This window comes from Comamonas guangdongensis, from assembly GCF_041079535.1.
Taxonomy (GTDB): Bacteria; Pseudomonadota; Gammaproteobacteria; order Burkholderiales; family Burkholderiaceae_C; genus Comamonas; species Comamonas guangdongensis.
Map to the genome: position 1 here is coordinate 34,217 of NZ_JBFYGN010000017.1, position 19,129 is coordinate 53,345.

The 19,129-nt window shown below is 66.6% G+C and carries 18 protein-coding genes; 14 read left to right on the plus strand and 4 right to left on the minus strand.

Annotated elements, in window-relative coordinates; all coding sequences use genetic code 11:
- The first annotated feature begins 63 nt into the window (after positions 1 to 63).
- From AB6724_RS14725 to AB6724_RS14780, 12 genes are all read left to right on the plus strand, one after another.
- Positions 64 to 762, plus strand: a complete 699-nt coding sequence (locus AB6724_RS14725; RefSeq protein ID WP_369339277.1) for a PulJ/GspJ family protein — start codon at positions 64 to 66, stop codon at positions 760 to 762.
- 154 nt (positions 763 to 916) lie between these two features.
- Positions 917 to 1,843 carry a type II secretion system minor pseudopilin GspK gene (gspK, locus tag AB6724_RS14730; RefSeq protein WP_369339331.1) on the plus strand — a complete coding sequence of 309 codons (927 nt, stop codon included), beginning with the start codon at positions 917 to 919 and terminating at the stop codon, positions 1,841 to 1,843.
- 44 nt (positions 1,844 to 1,887) lie between these two features.
- Positions 1,888 to 3,114, plus strand: coding sequence for a type II secretion system protein GspL (gene gspL, locus AB6724_RS14735; RefSeq protein ID WP_369339278.1), 1,227 nt, complete (start codon positions 1,888 to 1,890; stop codon positions 3,112 to 3,114).
- Positions 3,111 to 3,647, plus strand: coding sequence for a type II secretion system protein M (locus tag AB6724_RS14740; protein ID WP_369339279.1), 537 nt, complete (start codon positions 3,111 to 3,113; stop codon positions 3,645 to 3,647). The genes gspL and AB6724_RS14740 overlap by 4 nt, the downstream gene beginning before the upstream one ends.
- Before the next feature lie 16 nt (positions 3,648 to 3,663).
- Entirely contained in the window at positions 3,664 to 4,479 is an 816-nt protein-coding gene (gene gspN, locus AB6724_RS14745; RefSeq protein WP_369339280.1) for a type II secretion system protein N, read from the plus strand.
- A gap of 3 nt (positions 4,480 to 4,482) precedes the next feature.
- On the plus strand, positions 4,483 to 6,849 hold the full coding sequence (gspD, locus tag AB6724_RS14750; RefSeq protein WP_369339281.1) for a type II secretion system secretin GspD: 2,367 nt from the start codon (positions 4,483 to 4,485) through the stop codon (positions 6,847 to 6,849).
- 13 nt (positions 6,850 to 6,862) lie between these two features.
- On the plus strand, positions 6,863 to 8,224 hold the full coding sequence (locus AB6724_RS14755) for a GspE/PulE family protein (protein ID WP_369339282.1): 1,362 nt from the start codon (positions 6,863 to 6,865) through the stop codon (positions 8,222 to 8,224).
- Between the two features lie 182 nt (positions 8,225 to 8,406).
- Entirely contained in the window at positions 8,407 to 9,408 is a 1,002-nt protein-coding gene (locus tag AB6724_RS14760) for an LLM class flavin-dependent oxidoreductase (protein WP_369339283.1), read from the plus strand.
- Positions 9,409 to 9,412: 4 nt separating this feature from the next.
- Entirely contained in the window at positions 9,413 to 10,099 is a 687-nt protein-coding gene (locus tag AB6724_RS14765; protein WP_369339284.1) for a helix-turn-helix transcriptional regulator, read from the plus strand.
- Positions 10,100 to 10,197: 98 nt separating this feature from the next.
- Complete coding sequence (locus AB6724_RS14770) at positions 10,198 to 10,839, plus strand: glutathione S-transferase family protein (RefSeq protein WP_369339285.1); 642 nt, start codon at positions 10,198 to 10,200, stop codon at positions 10,837 to 10,839.
- Between the two features lie 127 nt (positions 10,840 to 10,966).
- The gene (gene gspF, locus AB6724_RS14775; RefSeq protein WP_369339286.1) at positions 10,967 to 12,190 is read left to right on the plus strand and encodes a type II secretion system inner membrane protein GspF; all 1,224 of its coding nucleotides are present in this window, start codon (positions 10,967 to 10,969) and stop codon (positions 12,188 to 12,190) included.
- Between the two features lie 124 nt (positions 12,191 to 12,314).
- A complete protein-coding gene (locus AB6724_RS14780) occupies positions 12,315 to 13,517 on the plus strand; it encodes an ammonium transporter (protein ID WP_369339287.1) in 1,203 nt (400 codons plus the stop codon).
- A 113-nt stretch (positions 13,518 to 13,630) separates the two neighbouring features.
- Here AB6724_RS14780 and AB6724_RS14785 read toward each other — a convergent pair whose 3' ends face one another.
- Positions 13,631 to 14,005, minus strand: coding sequence for a DUF4148 domain-containing protein (locus AB6724_RS14785; RefSeq protein ID WP_369339288.1), 375 nt, complete (start codon positions 14,003 to 14,005; stop codon positions 13,631 to 13,633).
- A gap of 154 nt (positions 14,006 to 14,159) precedes the next feature.
- Here AB6724_RS14785 and AB6724_RS14790 point away from each other — a divergent pair, with 154 nt between their 5' ends.
- Together AB6724_RS14790 and AB6724_RS14795 are read left to right on the plus strand one after the other, a co-directional pair.
- Positions 14,160 to 15,077, plus strand: coding sequence for a 5'-nucleotidase (locus tag AB6724_RS14790; RefSeq protein WP_369339289.1), 918 nt, complete (start codon positions 14,160 to 14,162; stop codon positions 15,075 to 15,077).
- Between the two features lie 82 nt (positions 15,078 to 15,159).
- A complete protein-coding gene (locus AB6724_RS14795) occupies positions 15,160 to 15,582 on the plus strand; it encodes an EF-hand domain-containing protein (RefSeq protein WP_369339290.1) in 423 nt (140 codons plus the stop codon).
- 69 nt (positions 15,583 to 15,651) lie between these two features.
- On the opposite strand, the gene AB6724_RS14800 is transcribed toward AB6724_RS14795, so the two are convergent.
- The 3 genes from AB6724_RS14800 to AB6724_RS14810 form a co-directional block, all read right to left on the minus strand.
- The gene (locus tag AB6724_RS14800) at positions 15,652 to 16,089 is read right to left on the minus strand and encodes a hypothetical protein (protein ID WP_369339291.1); all 438 of its coding nucleotides are present in this window, start codon (positions 16,087 to 16,089) and stop codon (positions 15,652 to 15,654) included.
- Between the two features lie 206 nt (positions 16,090 to 16,295).
- Positions 16,296 to 16,787: a cyanophycin metabolism-associated DUF1854 family protein gene (locus tag AB6724_RS14805; protein ID WP_369339292.1), complete on the minus strand. Its 492-nt coding sequence runs from the start codon at positions 16,785 to 16,787 to the stop codon at positions 16,296 to 16,298.
- Positions 16,788 to 16,790: 3 nt separating this feature from the next.
- On the minus strand, positions 16,791 to 19,097 hold the full coding sequence (locus AB6724_RS14810) for a cyanophycin metabolism-associated ABC transporter (RefSeq protein ID WP_369339293.1): 2,307 nt from the start codon (positions 19,095 to 19,097) through the stop codon (positions 16,791 to 16,793).
- Positions 19,098 to 19,129: the final 32 nt, after the last annotated feature.

Here is a 19,129-nt window from a genome sequence, read left to right on the forward strand (position 1 = left end):
ACGACGGCCTTGGCTGCGGGGCGGCCCTTGCCGGCCGTCCCTGGCCTGGGCCATGCCGGTTTTGTGTCTCCCCGACCTGGTTCAGCCCAGAAAAAAAACCGGGGTCGCGGCTTCACGCTGATCGAGCTGCTGGTAGCGCTGGCGGCCATGGCCTTGCTGGCCATCATGAGCTGGCGCGGGCTGGACGGCATGATCCGCACCCAGGAGAGCACCCGCGTCCAAGGCGAGCAACAGGCCGTGCTGCAGACGGTGCTGGCCCAGTGGAATGCCGACCTCAATGCGCTCATGCCACTGGAAAACCGCCAGGTGCTGGACTGGGACGGCCAGGTGCTGCGCCTGACGCGCAAGAGCAGCGCAGCCATGGACAGCGGCGCTCTGGTCGTGGCCTGGAGCCGCCGCAATGTGGACGGCCAGTTCCAGTGGCTGCGCTGGCAGTCGCTGCCGCTGCGCACGGCCAGCGAATGGAACGATGCCTGGACCCAGGCCGCGCAATGGGGGCGCAATCCGTCCAGCGACCAGACGCGCCGCGAAACCGTGCTGCTGCCCCTGGACCTCTGGCGTGTCTATTACTACCGCAGCAATGCCTGGACCAATCCGCAGTCCAGCGATGCCAGCGGCTCCGCCGGCGGCTCGGCCGGTAACCATCTGCCCACGGTGCCCGACGGCATACGCCTGGAACTCACGCTGCCGCCGGGCCGCACCCTGAACGGCGTGCTGACCGTGGACTGGGTCAACCCGCTGCGCGCCAATAACAAGTCATGACATCATGAGACCCCCCCTGAGTCGCTTCGCGCCTTCCCCCCGAGGGGGACGACGGCCTTTGCTGCGGGGCGGCCCTTGCTGGCCGTCTCTGGCTTGCGTCGTGCCTGTTCAAGGCGCGCGCTCGCACCAGCGCGGCGCCGCACTGCTGGCCGCCATGCTGACCGTGGTGCTGGTGGCCACGCTGGCCTCGGCCGCCCTATGGCAGCAGTGGCGCGACGTGGAGGTGGAAAGTGCTGAGCGCAACCGCGTGCAGGCCAACTGGCTGCTGCTGGGCGCGCAGGACTGGTCGCGCGTGGTGCTGCAGGAAGACTCGCGCGCCAACCGCAACGATCCCATAGACCACCTCGGCGAACCCTGGGCCGTGCCGCTGCAGGAAGCGCGGCTGTCCACCTTTTTGGCCGCCAAGAACAATGTCAGCCAGATCGACGATGGCCAGGCCGAGGTGCAGGACGCATTCCTGTCCGGCGAAATCGTCGATCTGCAGGCACGGCTGAACCTGCGCAATCTGCTGGGCAGCACGGGCCAGACGGTGACGGAGGAAGACCTCAAGCCGTTTATCCGGCTGTTCGCACGGCTGGGCCTGCCCTCCAGCTCAGTCCAGCAGATCGCCACAGCCCTGCTGCAGGCGGCACGCGGCAAGGCGCAAGACGCCCCCCTGATGCCGCGCACCGTGCGCCAGTTGGTCTGGCTGGGCCTGGATCCGCGCCTGGTGGCACGCATCGAGCCCTATGTCACCCTGCTGCCCGAGCGCACCGCCGTCAACATCAATACGGCCAGCGCCGAGGTGCTGTATGCCAGCAGCCCCAAGCTGGACTGGTCCAGCGCCGGCCAGCTGGTGCAGCTGCGCGACGCCACGCCTTTCAAAACCCTGCAGGCCGCGGCCAAGGCGCTGGGCATTGCCGACGCCTTCGAAGGTGGCTCGCACTCGGTGACCACCGAGTATTTCGAGGCCCGTGGACGCCTGCGGCTGGGCGACAACGTCCTGAGTCAGCGTTCGCTGCTGCAGCGCAAGGACATGAATGTCACCACGCTGTGGCAGGAACAGGCCGATTGGGGTATGCCCGCAGTTGTGCGGCCGTGACTCCTTGATGTCACATTGCTCTCATAGAATGCTTCATTCCCCTCATGAGCACCTTGTTGATACAGCTGCCCGCGGAATACGCCAGTGCAGCCAGTGAATATTCCTACGCTCTAAGCAACGACGGCCAGCACGCCCAGCGCAGCGGTCAGGCTGCGGCATCCCTGCTTCCCGCCATGGGCCGTGCCGGCCAGGTGGTGGCCGTGATTCCCATGGCACGCCTGTCCTGGCACAGCGTCACCCTGCCGCCGGGCCTGAATCCGCACAGCCGCAGACAGCAGCCGCGCGTGCGCGCAGTGCTGGACGGCCTGCTTGAAGAAAAGCTGCTCGACGACCCTGCTCAATTGCACCTGGCGCTGGCCGCCGATGCCGGCGGCGAGCCCGGCTGGGTCGCGGCCTGCGACAAGGCCTGGCTGCAAGCCCATCTGCAGGCGCTCGAGGCCGCAGGCCATGGCGCCAGCCGCATCGTGCCCGAGCTGTGGCCCTCGGCGCAACCGCAGCTGCTGCTCTGCGGCGATACGGCCGGCGCGCAGCTCTGCGCCACGGGCCTGGATGGCAAAGCCGGCCTGGCCTGGCTGCCGCAGCGGGCCGATGCGGCCCTGCTGCAAGCCCTGCTCGGCGCCCTGCCCCAGGATCTGCCGCTGCTGGCCGAACCCCAGCTCGCGCAGGCTGCCGAGACCCTGCAGCGTCCGGTCAACATCCATACCGGCGCCCAGCGCCTGCTCGCGGCCAACGGTTTCGGCGGCGATCTGGCCCAGTTCGATCTGGACCTGGGCCACAGCACCCGTCTGCGCCGCCGCCTGCTCGATGCCTGGCAGAGCTTTGCCAAGGCGCCGCAGTGGCGTGCCGCGCGCTGGGCCGTAGGTCTTGCCGTTGTGGCCCAGCTCGCAGGCCTGAACGCCTGGGCCGTCAAGGAAAACCGCGCCATCGCCCAGCGCCAGCAACAGGCCAGGCAGGTCTTGCAGACCACCTTTCCGCAGGTGCCGGTGATTGTCGATGCGCCGGTGCAGATGCAGCGCGAGCTGGAAATGCTGCGCAGCAACTCGGGCGCGCTCTCGAGCAGCGATCTCGAGTCGCTGCTGGGCGCCAGCGCTGTCATAGGCGGCATGTCCAATGCCAAGACCCTGCAGTATCAGGACAAACAGCTGCGCATCTCCGGCCTGGAACTCTCCGCGGAAGCTCTGGCCGATGCCCAGCAAAGCCTGGATGCCAATGGCTTCACGCTGCGGCGCGAAGCCGCCGACCTGGTGCTCACCGCAAAGGCCAGACCATGAAACCGCAGCCGACTCTGAAACAAGCCCTGGCGCCACTGCGCCAGCGCTGGCAGGCCCTGGCCCAGCGCGAACAGAATATGCTGCTCGTCGCAGCCGCCATGGTGCTGCTGGCCCTGGTCTGGTGGATCGCTCTGGCGCCCGCGCTGCACAGCCTGCGCACCGCCCCGGCACGCCATGCTGCTGCGGAGCGCGAGCTGCAGCAGATGCTGCAGCTGCAAGCCCAGGCCGAGTTGCTGCGCCAGCAGCCCCAGAACACCGGCACCGACGCCAAGACCCAGCTGCAGCAATCGCTGAGTGCCGAACTCGGCAGCAGCGCCCAGTTGCAATGGCTTGGCGGCCGCGCCCAGGTCACGCTCACCCATGCGCCGGCCCCGGCGCTGGCCCGCTGGCTGGCCCAGGTCCGCGACAACAGCCATGCTTCCGTGGCCGAGATGAAGCTCAACCGCCTCGCCAGCAGCGCCAAGGCCGAGGCCATCACCCGCTGGAGCGGCAGCCTGCTGCTGGATCTGCCCGGCATGGCCGAGTCCCGTTAGCAGCGCCCGTCCAGCGATGAGCCCCAGCCTGCCACCACGACCTGCCCCACGCTCCCGGAGCCTGCCGCGCTCGCCGCGCGCCTGGGCCGTGACCGGGGCTGTGTGCGGCGCCCTGCTCGCCAGCGTTCTCTGGGCGCCCGCCGCCTGGCTGGCCGCCGGCATCGCCTCCGCCAGCGGCGGCCAGGTGCTGCTGCAGGAGGCCCGCGGCACGATCTGGAATGGCTCCGCGCGCCTGACGCTGACCGGAGGCCGGGACAGCCGCGACCACACGGCCCTGCCCACGCGCCTGAGCTGGACGCTGCGCCCCGGCCTCACCGGCGCCAGCATGACGCTGCAGACCGAGTGCTGCACCAGCGCCCCGGTGCAGGCCAGGCTGAAGCCGGGCTGGAATGTCTTGAGCCTGGAACTCGAGGACAGCGCCATCCAGCTGCCCGCCGACATGCTGGCCGGCCTGGGCACGCCCTGGAATACCGTGGCCCTGCAAGGCCAGCTGCGCCTGTCCACCCAGGGGCTGCAACTCCAATACCGTGCGGGCCGGGCCTCGAGTCAGGGGCTGACCCGGCTGGAGGCACTGGCCGTTTCCTCGCGCCTTTCGCCGCTCAAGCCCCTGGGCAGCTACCGCCTCGACATACTGGGCGGCGACAGCCCGCGGCTGGATCTCTCCACGCTGAGCGGCGATCTGCAGCTCAGCGGCCAGGGCCGGTGGGTGGACTCGCGCCTGCATTTCAACGGCGAAGCCGCTGCCAGCCCCGAGCGCGAAGCGGCCCTCGCCAATCTGCTCAATATCCTGGGGCGCCGCCAAGGCACGCGCTCCATCATCACCTTCGGTTGACCCATGACTCAGCATTCAACCTTCGTCTGGCGCAATACTCTCAAATCCATAGCTGCAGCCGCAATCATCGCCTGCGCCGGAAGCGCTGTTCATGCCCAGAACACGCCCAGCCTGCGCCCCGGCGAACCCGTGACGCTGAACTTCACCAACGCCGACATCGAAGCCGTCTCGCGCGCGATCGCCGCCATCACCAACCGCAACGTGGTGGTGGACCCGCGCGTCAAGGGCCAGATCACGCTGCTGACCGACAAGGCCGTGTCGCCGGCCACGGCCTACCAGCAATTCCTGGCCGCACTGCGCATGCAGGGCTTTACCGTGGTCGAGTCCGCGGGGCTGTTCAAGGTCATTCCCGAGGCCGATGCCAAGCTGCAGGCCAATGAAGTGGCCATCAGCAACGGTGGCCGCGGCGGCCATGCGGCGGGCGGCCAGGTGGTCACCCAGATCTTCAAGCTCAATTACGAGAACGCCAACAATCTGGTGCCGGTGCTGCGCCCGCTGATCAGCCCCAACAACACCATCAACGTCAACCCCGGCAACAACTCCCTGGTCATCACCGACTATGCGGACAATCTGCAGCGCATCTCGCGCATCATTGCCAGCACCGATATCTCCAACGCCACCGAGGTGGAAGTGATACCGCTGCGCCATGCGGTGGCCGCCGACATGGTGGCCCTGGTCAATCGGCTGCTGGAAGGCGGCGGCGCCACGGCCGGCGCGGTGCAGACGGCCGCGGGTGCCACGGCCGGCCAGACCGACAACAGCTTCCGCACTTCCATACTCGCCGAGCCGCGCAGCAACTCGGTGCTGATCCGCGCCGCCAACCCCGCCAAGCTCGCTCAGATCCGTTCGCTGATCGCGCGCCTGGACCAGCCGGCCATGACCGGCAGCGGCGACGAAGGCAATATCCACGTCATCTACCTAAAGAACGCCGATGCGGTCTCGCTGGCAGCCACGCTGCGCGCGGCCGTCAACGCTCAGACCACGGCGGCCGGCGCTCTCGGCACCCAGGCCGGCAGCGCCATCGCGGGCACTACCGGCACCGCCGGCACCATGTCCCAGCCCGTGGTTTCGCGCGGCACCGACGGCAGCGCCACCGTGGGCCTGGGCGGCGGCACCACGGGCCCGAGCTCCAAATTCGGCACCGCGCAGCAGCCGTCCACGGGCGGCATGATCCAGGCCGACCCGACGACCAACTCGCTGATCATCACCGCGCCGGGGCCGCTGTATCGCCAGCTGCGCGCCGTCATCGACAAGCTCGACGGCCGCCGCGCCCAGGTGCTGATCGAGGCCTTGATCGTGGAGGTCTCGGCCGACAAGGCCGCCCAGTTCGGCGTGCAGTGGAGCTCCATCATCCGCAACAACGGCCGCATCGTGGGCGTGCTGGGCAACGGCACCTCGGTCAGCGGCATTCCCAATATCTTCGGCGTCTCGGGCGCGGTCAGCAGCCTGATCAACAGCGGCAGCACCTCCGACGCCGGCGCTGCCGCGCTGAGCGGCATGAAGGGCATGAACCTGGGCTTCACCCAGAACGTCAACGGCAACACCAGCCTGGGCGCGCTGGTCAATCTGATGCAGGGGGATGCGGACACCAACATTCTGTCCACTCCCAACCTGATGACCCTGGACAACGAGGAAGCCAGCATCATGGTCGGCGAGAACGTGCCCTTCCCCACGGGCTCCTACACCAACACCTCCACCAGCGGCACGGTCAATCCCTTCACCACCTACGAGCGCAAGGACGTGGGCACGCTGCTGCGCATCCGCCCGCAGATCAACGAGAACGGCACCATCAAGATGGCCGTCTACCAGGAGAACTCGGCCGTCAAGCAGGGGACCTCCGGCAGCCTCAGCGGCGCGACCACGACCAAGCGCTCCATAGAATCCAATGTGCTGGTCGAGGACGGCGGCATCGTGGTCCTGGGCGGACTGATCGCCGACGAGTACCAGCAAACCCAGGAGCGCGTGCCCCTGCTCGGCGACATTCCCCTGGTCGGCAACCTGTTCCGCAACACGGCCCGCTCGCGCAAGAAGACCAATCTCATGGTCTTCCTGCGTCCCATGGTGCTGCGCGACGCCAATGCCTCCAGCCAGCTCTCCCAGGACCGCTACGAAGCCATACGCGGCGCGCAGCAGACGGTGCAGCCCGACGCCAATCTGCTGATGCGCAACGTCAATGCCGCGGCCGTCATGCCTGCAACCGCCCAGCCTGGTGCGGCCCAGCCTGGTGCGGCTCAGCCCAATGTCGTCATCGTGCCCGGCGCCAAGCCCGAGCTGGTGGACTTCACCCGTCCCGGCCACCCTTCGGTGGACGGCAAGCCCGTGGCGCCCGCAGCGCCGGCCTCGCAGCCCGCCGCGCCAGGAACCCTGTAAGCCAAGGCCATCTATGCGCTATCCCCTGCCCTATGCGTTTGCGCGCAGCAGCCAGTTGCTGATCGAGGATGACGGCCAGGAAGCCGTGCTCTGGCACGGTCCGCAGCCCGACTGGTCGGCGGTTTCGGAGGTGCAGCGCAAGCATGCACTCCAGCGCTGGCAGTCGCTGGACGCGGGCGCGCTGGCCCACCGCATCAGCGCCGCCTATGCGCAAAGCGACTCCAGCGCGGCCATGGTGGTCAGCGAGGTCGAGTCGGACGCCGATCTGTCGCGCATGATGCAGGAGCTGCCCGCCGTCGAAGACCTGCTGGAGACGGCCGACGACGCGCCCATCATCCGCATGCTCAATGCCCTGCTCACCCAGGCCGCGCGCGACGGCGCCAGCGATATCCACATCGAGCCCTACGAGCGCCATTCCAGCGTGCGCTTTCGCGTCGACGGCGAGCTGCGCGAAGTCGTGCAGCCCAACCGCGCGCTGCACGCGGCCTTGATCTCGCGCCTGAAGATCATGGCCGACCTAGACATCGCCGAAAAGCGTCTGCCCCAGGACGGCCGCATCAGCCTGCGCCTGGGCACGCGCGCCATCGACGTGCGCGTCTCCACACTGCCCAGCGCCCATGGCGAGCGCGCCGTGCTGCGTCTGCTGGACAAGAGCGAGAGCAAGCTCAGCCTGGAGGCCGTGGGCATGGGCGGCCAGACCCTGGAGCGCTTCACGCACCTGACGGCCCAGCCCCACGGCATCGTGCTCGTCACCGGCCCCACGGGCTCGGGCAAGACCACCACGCTGTATGCGGCGCTGCAGCGCATGGACGCCGGCCGCAACAACATCATGACGGTGGAAGACCCCATCGAGTACGAACTCGCGGGCGTGGGCCAGACGCAGATCAACAGCAAGATCGAGCTGAGCTTCGCCAAGGCCTTGCGCGCCATACTGCGCCAGGATCCGGACGTGATCATGATCGGCGAAATCCGCGACTTCGAGACCGCGCAGATCGCGATCCAGGCCTCGCTGACCGGCCACCTGGTGCTGGCCACGCTGCACACCAACGACGCGGCCAGCGCCGTCACGCGTCTGATCGACATGGGCGTAGAGCCGTTTCTGCTCTCGTCCTCGCTGCTGGGCGTGCTGGCCCAGCGCCTGGTGCGCAAGATCGACCACAGCGAGCCCAGCGGCTACAAGGGCCGCACGGGCATCTTCGAGCTGCTGGTGGTGGACGACGCCATTCGCGCGCAAATCCACCGCCAGGCCAGCGAGGCCGAGATCCGCGACACGGCCCTGGCCGCCGGCATGCAGCTGATGCGCGAGGACGGCGAGCGCCTGGTGCGCGAAGGCATCACCACCGTGGCCGAGGTGATGCGCGTCACGCGGGACTGATGCGCGACAGCTGAGCGGGCATCCGTGATAGCACCCCTGACCGGGCGCCCTTACCCGCCCCCGGAAATACGGGCTTTGCCAGAATGGTCCCCATGCCGGCCACAACCGGCTTTCATGGTCAAAACCTGCTGAAGCGCTTTGCAGCAAAGCGCAAGCAGCTATTCATTTGATATGGGGTCCCGATGAAACCGCTCAACAAGGTTCAACTGTCCATGCTCGATCTGGTCGCCGTGCGCGAAGGCGGCACGGTGGCCGATGCACTGCAGATAGCCGTGCGCACGGCCCAGCAGGCCGAGAAGCTGGGCTTTGCCCGCTACTGGCTGGCCGAGCACCACAATATGCCGGGCATTGCGAGCTCGGCCACGGCCGTGCTGATCGGCCATATCGCGGGCGCCACTCAGAAGATACGCGTGGGCTCGGGCGGCATCATGCTGCCCAACCACGCGCCCCTCGTCGTGGCAGAGGCCTTCGGCACGCTGGCCGAGCTGTATCCGGGCCGCATCGACCTGGGCCTGGGCCGCGCGCCCGGCACCGACGGCACCACCATGCGCGCGCTGCGCCGCGACCGCGTGGAGAGCGAGGAAGACTTTCCGCGCGACGTACAGGAGCTGCAGCAGCTGCTGGGTCCGGCGCGGGAAGGTCAGCGCATCATCGCCATGCCGGGCACGGGCACCAATGTGCCCATCTGGCTGCTGGGCTCCAGCCTGTTCTCGGCCCAGCTGGCCGCGCACCTGGGCCTGCCCTATGCGTTTGCCTCGCATTTCGCACCGCGCATGTTGCATCAGGCCCTGGCCCTGTACCGCCAGATGTTCAAGCCCTCGGCCACCCTGGCCAGGCCCTATGTCATCGTCGGCGTGCCCGTGATCGCGGCGCCCACCGATGCCGAGGCCCAGTACCTGGCCAGCAGCACCTACCAGCGCGTGCTGGGCATTCTGACCGGCAACCGCACCCGGCTCATGCCCCCCGTGGAGAACTTCTGGGAACAGCTGGATGCGCGCGCCCAGGCCGCGATCGCCGACTTTCTGGCCGTGGGCGTGATCGGCGACCCGCAGACCCTGCGCCAGGGCCTGCAGAAACTCGCCGACGACACCCAGGCCGACGAATTCATGCTGGTCAGCGATGTCTACGACGCCGAGCTGCGCCTGCGCAGCCTGGAGCTCACGGCCCAGGCCATGCAGGCCTGAAGCCATGAGCCGCTCCGCCCGCCTGCTGCAGCTGCTGGATGCGCTGCGGCGCGCACGCCAGCCGCAGACCGGGCCGCAGCTCGCGCAGCAGCTGGACGTGAGCCTGCGCACGCTGTACCGCGATATCGCCACCCTGCGCGCCCAGGGCGCCGACATCCTGGGCGATCCCGGTCTGGGCTTCGAGATGCGGCCCGGCTTTCTGCTACCGCCGCTGATGTTCAACGCCGACGAGCTCGAGGCCCTGCTGCTGGGCGCGCGCTGGGCCAGCCTGCAGGCCGATCCGCAGCTGGCCCAGGCCGCCGGCACGGCCATGGACCGCATCCGCAGCGCGCTGCCGCTGGATCTGCGCATTGCCGTCGACACCAGCGGCCTGCTGGTGCCCAATATGCAGGACTCGGTCCGGTCCGAGCCCTGGCAGACGGCGCTGCGCCGCGCCATACGCGCCGAGCACAAGGTGGTGCTGCACTACCAGGACCAGCATGGCACGCCGACCCGGCGCCGGGTCTGGCCGTTTGCCATGGCCTATTTCGAGCGCTCCCGCGTGGTTTCGGCCTGGTGCGAGCTGCGCCAGGACTTCCGCCACTTCCGCGCCGACCGCGTGCATGCCATGGAAGACCTGGGCGAACGCTATCCGCACCGGCGCCAGGAGCTGATACAGCGCTGGCTGGAGCAGACCGGCTATTCGATCTGAGCCCCAGCGGCCCGCTCACGCTGCTGACAGAAACTGTCAGCCCCCGCTCCTACATTGGCTGCATGGCGTTTTTGCCATGCCCATTCAGGAGAACTTCCATGTCCCAAGCCACCGCCCCCACACTGCGCTTCTACAGCAACCCCATGTCCCGTGCGCGCACGGTGCGCTGGATGCTCGAAGAGTGCGGGGCCGAGTATGAAACCGTGGAGCTCGAATACGGCCAGGCCATGAAGACGCCGCAATATCTGGCCATCAATCCCATGGGCAAGGTGCCGGCGCTGCAACACGGAGATGCCGTGATCACCGAGACCGGCGCCATCCTGGCCTATCTGGCCGAGCTGTTTCCCGCCAAGCATCTGGCCCCGCCCCAGGGCAGCCCGGAGCGCGCCGCCTATCTGCGCTGGCTGTTCTTTGTCGCCGGCCCCGTGGATGCAGCCATCCACGCCCGAATCGAAGGCTGGCTGGAAAACCAGACCGACAGGCAGGCCACGGCGGCCGGTTTTGGCCGCTTCGACGATGTGGTGCGCACGCTGCAGCAGGCCGTGGCCGGCAAGCGCTATGTGTGCGGCGAGCATTTCACCGCCGCCGACCTGTATCTGGCCAGCTATATAGGCTGGGGCATGATGCAGGGCTCGCTGCCCGCGCTGGCCGAGTTCAAGGCCTATGCCCAGCCCCTGTTGCAGCGTGCGGCCTCCGTGCGCGCCGATGCTCTCGACGGGCCCATGGCCGTCGCCGCCTGAGCTGCGGCCCGCGCTCGCCAGCCCCGTGGGCGGATTCGGGACGCCAGGGGTTCGGCAAAAGCAGATCGGCTGACATCAATAGTCGCTACCATCTGCGGCAAGACTCCCAAAGCACAACGATCCGCGCATGCCCGCCTTTACCTTTGAAGCCCTGGACGCCCAGGGCCAGACCCGCAAGGGCACCCTGGAAGCCGACAACGCCCGCGCCGCGCGCAGCCAGCTGCGCAACCAGGCGCTGGTGCCCTTGCAGGTGGAACCCGTGGCCGCGGGCCGGAGCAAGGCGGGCGCGGCATCGGCCGGCTGGTTCACGCGCCCGGTGTTCAACTCCACGGCCCTGGCCGTATGGACGCGCCAGCTCTCGGGGCTGGTCGGCTCCGGCCTGCCCATAGAGCGCGCTCTGGCGGCCCTGGCCGAGGAGGCCGACGAAGAGCGCCAGCACCAGCTGGTCGCAGCCCTGCGCGCCGAGGTCAATGCAGGCTCCAGCTTTGCGCGCGCCCTCGAGCAGCATCCGCGCGAGTTTTCCGACATCTATTGCGCCGTCATAGGCGCGGGCGAAGCCAGCGGCAGCCTGGGGCCGGTGCTCGAGAATCTGGCCGACGATCTGGAAGCGCGCCAGGCCCTGCGCTCCAAGCTCATAGGCGCCTCGCTCTACCCGGCCATAGTCACGCTGGTGGCCATCGTCATCGTGATCTTTCTCGTCAGCTATGTGGTGCCCCAGGTCGCCAGCGTGTTTGCGGGCACCAAGCGCGCGCTGCCGTTTCTCACCGTGGTCATGCTCGCCATCAGCGACTTCGTGCGCCACTATGGCTGGGCCATGCTGGCCATGCTGCTGCTGGGCGGCGCGGGCCTGCGCCTGGCCCTGAAGAACGAGGCCTTCCGCGAGAGCTTTGATGCCAAGTGGCTGCGCCTGCCGCTGGTCGGCCGGCTCGCACGCAGCTATAACGCGGCGCGCTTTGCGGGCACGCTGGCCATGCTGGCGGGCGCCGGCGTGCCCATCCTCAAGGCTTTGCAGGCGGCGGCCGAGACCTTGAACAACCGCGCGCTGCGCGCCGATGCCATGGACGCTCTGGCCCTGGTGCGCGAAGGCGCGCCGCTGGCCTCGGCTCTGGCACAGAAAAAGCGCTTTCCGGGCCTGGTCGCCATGTTCGCGCGCCTGGGCGAGCAGACCGGCCAGCTGCCGCTGATGCTGCAGCGTGCGGCCACCCAGCTGTCGAACGAGGTGCAGCGCCGCGCCATGCATCTGGCCACGATTCTGGAGCCGCTGCTCATCGTGGCCATGGGCCTGGTGGTGATGCTCATCGTGCTGGCCGTGCTCATGCCCATCATCCAGCTCAACCAGTTCGTCAAATAGGCTTGCGGCCCGGCCGCTCCTCTGCATGCGCCGCATGGCGCAGTTTTTGCTTGCTTTTAGTGCATTGCGTGCCTGACACGCAATTTCGCACCAATACATAGCAAATTTCAGCTGGAGCGCTTTCATGGAAGCACTAAAACAGGGCGCAGACGCCCTGTTCATTTTGATGGGCGCGGTCATGGTCCTGGCCATGCACGCGGGTTTCGCATTTCTGGAGCTGGGGACCGTGCGGCGCAAGAACCAGGTCAATGCACTGGTCAAGATCCTGGTCGACTTCTCGGTCTCTACCGTGGTCTATTTCGTGGTCGGCTACGGCGTGGCCTACGGCACGCACTTTTTCGTGGGCGCCGAACAGCTGGCCGCGTTCAACGGCTATGCGCTGGTCAAATTCTTCTTTCTGCTGACCTTCGCGGCCGCCATCCCGGCCATCATCTCGGGCGGCATCGCCGAGCGCGCCAAATTCTGGCCGCAGCTGCTCGCCACGGCCCTCATCGTCGGCCTGATCTACCCCTTCTTCGAAGGCATTGCCTGGAACCAGCATTTCGGCGTGCAGGCCTGGATCAAGTCGCTGACCGGCGCCGAGTTCCATGACTTCGCGGGCAGCGTGGTCGTGCATGCCGTGGGCGGCTGGATCGCGCTGGGCGCCGTGCTGCTGCTGGGCCCGCGCCGCAACCGCTACCGCCGTGATGGCGCGATTGCCGCCACCCCGCCGTCCAGCATTCCGTTTCTGGCGCTGGGCGCCTGGATCCTGACCGTGGGCTGGTTCGGCTTCAATGTGATGAGCGCCCAGACCCTGGACAAGATCTCGGGCCTGGTCGCCGTGAATTCGCTGATGGCCATGGTCGGCGGCACGCTGGCGGCCCTGCTGCTGGGCAAAAACGACCCCGGCTTTGTGCACAACGGCCCGCTGGCCGGCCTGGTCGCGGTCTGCGCGGGCTCGGACCTGATGCACCCGCTGGGCGCACTGGCCGTGGGCGCGGCAGCCGGCGCCATCTTCGTGGCCATGTTCACGCTGACCCAGAACCGCTGGAAGATCGACGATGTGCTGGGCGTGTGGCCGCTGCACGGTCTGTGCGGTGCCTGGGGCGGTGTCGCGGCCGGAATTTTCGGCACCAAGGCTCTGGGCGGACTGGGCGGCGTGCATCTGGGCGCCCAGCTCATAGGCACGCTGCTGGGCGTGCTCTGGGCCTTGGCTGGCGGCCTGCTGGTTTACGGCCTGCTCAAGAAAACCCTGGGCCTGCGCCTGAACCAGGAGCAGGAGTTCGACGGCGCCGACCTGTCCATACACCGCATCAGCGCCACGCCCGAGCGCGAGGCCAACTGGTGAGATCACACGCTCCCGCAGCGCCATGCATTGCGGGTGGGGCAATAAAAAAGCCCGGAGCAATTGCCCCGGGCTCGACCTTTTCGCTCTCATCAACCGGCCTTGCCGGTGCCGATTTATTCGCCGAAGCTCAATGCACCAGCGGCTTCTGCGGCGGCAGCTTCCTGGCGGACCTGTGCACGGCTCAGGGTTGAGACCTTGTCCGATGCGGGGGTCACCAGCTCATCGCCTTGCACCAGCATGGTGTGACGTGCCATGGCGTCCTGGACCTGAGCAACCACTTCTGCGCGAGTCAGATTGCTTTGCGATTGCGCTTGCACGGGATAGTGATCACCGGTGAAGTCAAAACCCGCAGCCTGGGCGGCAACAGCGGACACGGCCAGGGCGGCAACAGCGGCAAAACGGATGGTGTTTTTCATGATTTTCTCCAAACCTGTCTTTTCAGGAGTTCGCTGACTGCTTCTGAAATTGATCGGTTGCAGCGAATCCATGACCTGAACTTTAGGTTTTCAGGCCATAAGTAAAAACCCTTGGATCTGCAAATATTAATTTCAGAAAATGAAATAATCCTGTCATCAACCCGCGCTATCCACGTCCTGAGGCTAGCCGCTATGCTCGGCCCATCGCTTTCTGCCGGAAGACTTCATGCCCGTGTCCCTGCAAGACCAGCTGGTGGTCGCCATCTCCTCGCGCGCGCTGTTCGATTTCGAGGAGGAAAACCGCCTCTTCGAGGCCGGCGACCCCACGACCTATCTGCGCCTGCAGCGCGAGCGCCTGGATGTGCCCGCGGCTCCCGGCGTGGCGTTTTCGCTGGTCAAGAAGCTGCTGGCCTTTAACACCGCAGAGCAGCAGCGCGTGGAAGTGCTGCTGCTGTCACGCAACGACCCCGTCAGCGGCATGCGGGTCTTCCGCTCGGCCAAGGCCCATGGCCTGGACTCCATACAGCGCGGCGTGTTCACCCAGGGGCGCGATCCCTTTGCCTATCTGCGCCCGCTGGGCGCGCATCTGTTTCTGTCGGCCAATGCCGATGACGTGACCCAGGCGCTGCAACTCGGCTACCCGGCCGCCCATGTGTTCACCGACTCCAGGCGCGCCAGCGACAGCCACCCGCAGGAGGTGCGTATCGCGTTTGACGGCGACGCCGTGCTGTTCTCCGACGAGGCCGAGCGCGTGTTCCAGACCGAAGGCCTGGAAGCCTTTCAAAGACATGAGCAGGAAAAAGCCAGCCAGCCTCTGCCCGACGGCCCGTTCAAGCCGCTGCTGGCAGCCCTGCACCGTTTGCAGCAGATGGAGCTGCCCGGCATGCGCATACGCACGGCCCTGGTCACGGCGCGCAGCGCCCCCGCGCACGAACGCGCGCTGAACACGCTGATGGACTGGAAGATCGCCGTGGACGAGGCCATGTTTCTGGGCGGGCTGGTCAAGGGCGGGTTTCTGCGCGAGTTCGAGCCCGACTTCTTCTTCGACGATCAGACCGGCCATGTGCGCAATGCGGCCAGCCATGTGCCTGCGGGCCATGTGCGCAGCGGCATTGCGCAGGAGCAGACACGCAAGCCAATGTAAAACCAGGCAAGCGATTGCAAAAAGCTGACGGCCGGCCCGGCCGGTGCTTGAGAATCCAGGCCTTGCCCCCAGTTGCAGCAACATGTCTCAAGCCAAGAAAACCCACCGCAGCACGGTCATGAAAGCCGCCATGGGCGTGCTGCTGACCAGTGCCGCCCTGCTCCTGCCCACGGCGCGTGCCGACGAGGCCGCGGGCGACAAGCAGGAAACCCAGCTGTCCAAGGGCGAAATCAAGGCCCAGCAGCAGTTCAAGATGCTGGACTTCAACCACGACGGCAAGCTGAGCCGCAGCGAGGTCGCCATCATCCCCAAGCTGGCCGCCGCCTTTGACGAAACCGATACCGACAAGGATGGCTTCGTGACCTATGAGGAAGTGCGCGCCTATGCCATCAAATACCGCGCCGCACGCGAAAAAGCCAAGGCCGCAGAAGCTGCTCATGCCGCAGCCCAGCCCGGCGATGCCGGCAACCCGGGAGCCGGCGGCGCTGAGCCCGAAAGAAAATAAGCCTTATCCCGTGCTGCAGCGCTGAGGCATCAAGCGCCTGCAGCTATCAAAAGCAGGGCCAGCCGGCGCTTACTTGGTGCCGCCCGTGCGCTTGACCCGGGGCTCCGCATAGGTCAGCGGCTCGCCGCGCGCCGTCTGCTTGCTCTGCAGCAGATCCTCGGACTTGCTGCTCTCCTGCGCCTGCTCCACCGCCTGGGCACTGGCGCGCCACATGGACTGGATGAGCTCGATCAGCTGCTTGGAAATCGGCTCCTTGGGCGGATCCTCCACCTCTTCCTTTTGCTTGATCTCCTCGGGCAGGGTCCAGTCGCGGTTCTCGGCGTCGGGGGCCGAGGGCTTCTCGGGCTCGCGCACCGTGCGGCCTTCACCCACCTTGTCCACGGATTCGGCCGCGTTCGCGGCATTCACGGGCCGCACCGGCACCGCGCCGGAAGCGCCGGTGGAATACAGATCCGCGCCGTGAGTACGCCACGGGGTTTGTGACCGGTCAATAGGTTGAATTGGCATGGCTTACCCTTTGCGATTGGAAGAATTCGGGCGAAAAAACACCTCTCTCGCCTCTGTATCGGCAGCGCTTGAGGAAACTGAAGCAATTTTTTCAATCCTGTTTTGATAGCAGCTTGCGCATGCCTATCAATGACCGCAACGCGATTAGCCAGAAAAAGGCCTCGGCGGTTGCCCGCGAGGCCGTTGCAGAGAATTTAAGCGAGCGCTTACAGAAAGCGCTCCAGCAGCTTGCGCGAATGCCGATCCAGCTTGCTGCTGTCGGGAATGCGGTACTGCACGCCGTCCTGGCCGGTGATCTGCAGCTTGGTGCGGCCCGCGAGCTTGCGTATGTCCTCCTCGGCCTTGAGCACCAGCTGCGTGAGGCCGCGGTCGGTCTGCAGCTCCCAGGTGCTGGGGGTGGAGAAACTCGAAACCTTGAGAATGCGCTCTATGCTCGGCACGAACTCGCGCGCGGCCAGTTCCTGGTCGATCAGTTGGCGGTGAGCGGGCTGCAGGTCGTCCATATGCGCCACCCACAGGGCTTCCTTGCCGTCGGCGGCGATCAGCGACAGGCCTTCGGTGGGCGCGGCGATGGGAAAGGCGCGCACGGGCACTACGGACTCATAGACCGTGCCGTCGCCCAGCGTCAGCACCAGACGGCCATGCGGGTTGCGCACCAGCTGCATGCCGGTCAGATCGGAATGGGGAGCGTTGATCATGTCTTATTCCTTTGCGGCGGACGGGACCGAGGTCTGCAGCAGCAGGCCTGCGGCCTGGGCGTCTTCCTCGGCGCGGCGCGCCTGGGCTTCGTAGAGGCGCCAGTACGCACCCTGCTTTTCCATGAGCTCGTCGTGCGGGCCGACTTCCACGATCTCGCCGCGGTCCATGACCACCAGGCGGTCGGCCTTGCGCAGCGTGGACAGGCGGTGGGCGATGGCGATGGTGGTGCGGCCCTGCACCAGATTGTCCAGCGCCTTCTGGATTTCCTTTTCGGTCTCGGTGTCCACGGCCGAGGTCGCTTCGTCGAGGATCAGAATGCGCGGATCGATGAGCAGCGCACGCGCGATGGAGATGCGCTGACGCTCGCCGCCCGACAGGCCCTGGCCGCGCTCGCCGACCAGCGAGTCGTAGCCGTGGGGCAGACGCAGAATGAACTCGTGCGCATGGGCGGCGCGCGCCGCGGCCACGACCTCCTCGCGCGTGGCGCCGGGCTTGCCGTAGGCGATGTTCTCGGCAATCGTGCCGAAGAACAGAAAGGGCTCCTGCAGCACCAGGCCGATATTGCTGCGGTAGTCGGACACCGACATGCGGCGCACGTCCACGCCGTCGAGCTGGATGGAGCCATCGCTGACGTCGTAGAAGCGGCAGATCAGATTCACCAGCGTGCTCTTGCCCGAGCCGCTGTGGCCCACGAGGCCGATCATCTCGCCGGGCTTGATCTGCAGGTCCAGATGCTTGATGACGGCGCGGCTGCCATAGCGGAAGCTCACGTCCTCCATGGTGATCGCCCCGCGGGTGCTGGTCAGCTTCACGGGATTCGTGGGCTCGGGCACGTTGCTCACGTGGTCGAGGATGTCGAAGATGCGCTTGGCGCCGGCCGCGGCTTTCTGCGTGACCGAGACGATGCGGCTCATCGAATCCAGGCGGCTGTAGAAGCGGCCGATGTAGGCGATGAAGGCGGTCAGGATACCGACGGTGATCTGCTCGTGGGCCACCAGATAGATACCGAAGCCCCAGACGATGAGCAGGCCGATCTCAGTCAGCAGCGTGACCGTGGGGGTGAACAGCGACCAGGTCTTGTTCACCTTGTCGTTGGCCTGGAGGTTGACCTGGTTGGCATCGGCAAAGCGGTCGGATTCACGCTTTTCCTGGGCAAAGGCCTTGACCACGCGGATGCCGGGAATGGTGTCGGCCAGCACATTGGTCACCTCGGACCAGACGCGGTCAATCTTCTCGAAGCCGGTGCGCAACCGGTCGCGCACGGTGTGGATCATCCAGGCGATGAAGGGCAAGGGCACCAGGGTCACCAGGGCCAGCCAGGGGTTGATGGAGAACAGGATGACCGAGGTCATCACGATCATCAGCACATCGGTCGCGAAATCGAGAGCGTTTAGCGACAGAAACAGGTTGATGCGATCGGTTTCTGCGCCGATGCGCGCCATCAGGTCACCCGTGCGCTTGCTGCCGTAGTAATCCACCGACAGCGTCAGCAGATGGTTATAGGTCGTGTTGCGCAGATTCGCGCCTATGCGCTCGGACACCTTGGCCAGCACAAAAGTGCGGGCCCAGCCCAGGGCCCAAGCCAGCAGCGCCGACACCAGCAGCGCACCCAGATAGAAGGTGACCAGGCTGGGGTCGATCTTCTCGCCGTTCTGGAACGGGATCAGCACCTTGTCCATCAGCGGAATGGTCAGATAGGGCGCAACCAGCTGCGCTCCGGTGGTGGCCAGGGTCAGCAGAAAGCCCAGCAGCAGCTGATTTTTGTAAGGTTTGGCAAAACGCCACAGACGCAGCAACACCCAGGTCGAGGTCTGGGGCGCCTGCTGGCGCGCGCAGGCCGGGCATTCCTCGGTATCGGGCGGCAGCACCGTGTGGCACACCGGGCAGTGGGCCGTTTCCTCGTCGTCCTGGTCGACATAGTCCTGGCCGCGCGCCATGCGCTCGCGCTGGCGGTCGAACTGCTGCATCAGCAGCAGCATCGAGGTCTGGTGGGTCAGCGTGATGTACCAGTGCGCCAGGCGCGCATCGTGGTTGTGCAGCTCCAGGTTGCCGACGCCGCCATGGTCCTGCAGGCGCAGGCTTTGATCCACCTCCAGCTTCCACTCGCTCCACTGATGGGTCCAGGGATCGCAGGCCAGCAGGCGCTCCTGCGTCAGGGCCAGCAAGCCGTTGCCAAACTGCAAATCCGCGCTCAGGTCAACCGGGACGATGGCCAATACGTTTTCATGATTAGCGAGCCTGGCTCGCAATTCGTCCCCCAGGGGGCCGGCAAAGATTGCCGAGGCGTCCACAGTATGGTGATGTTGCATGTTGAATTATTTTTCTCCGCCGGTGGCGGCTC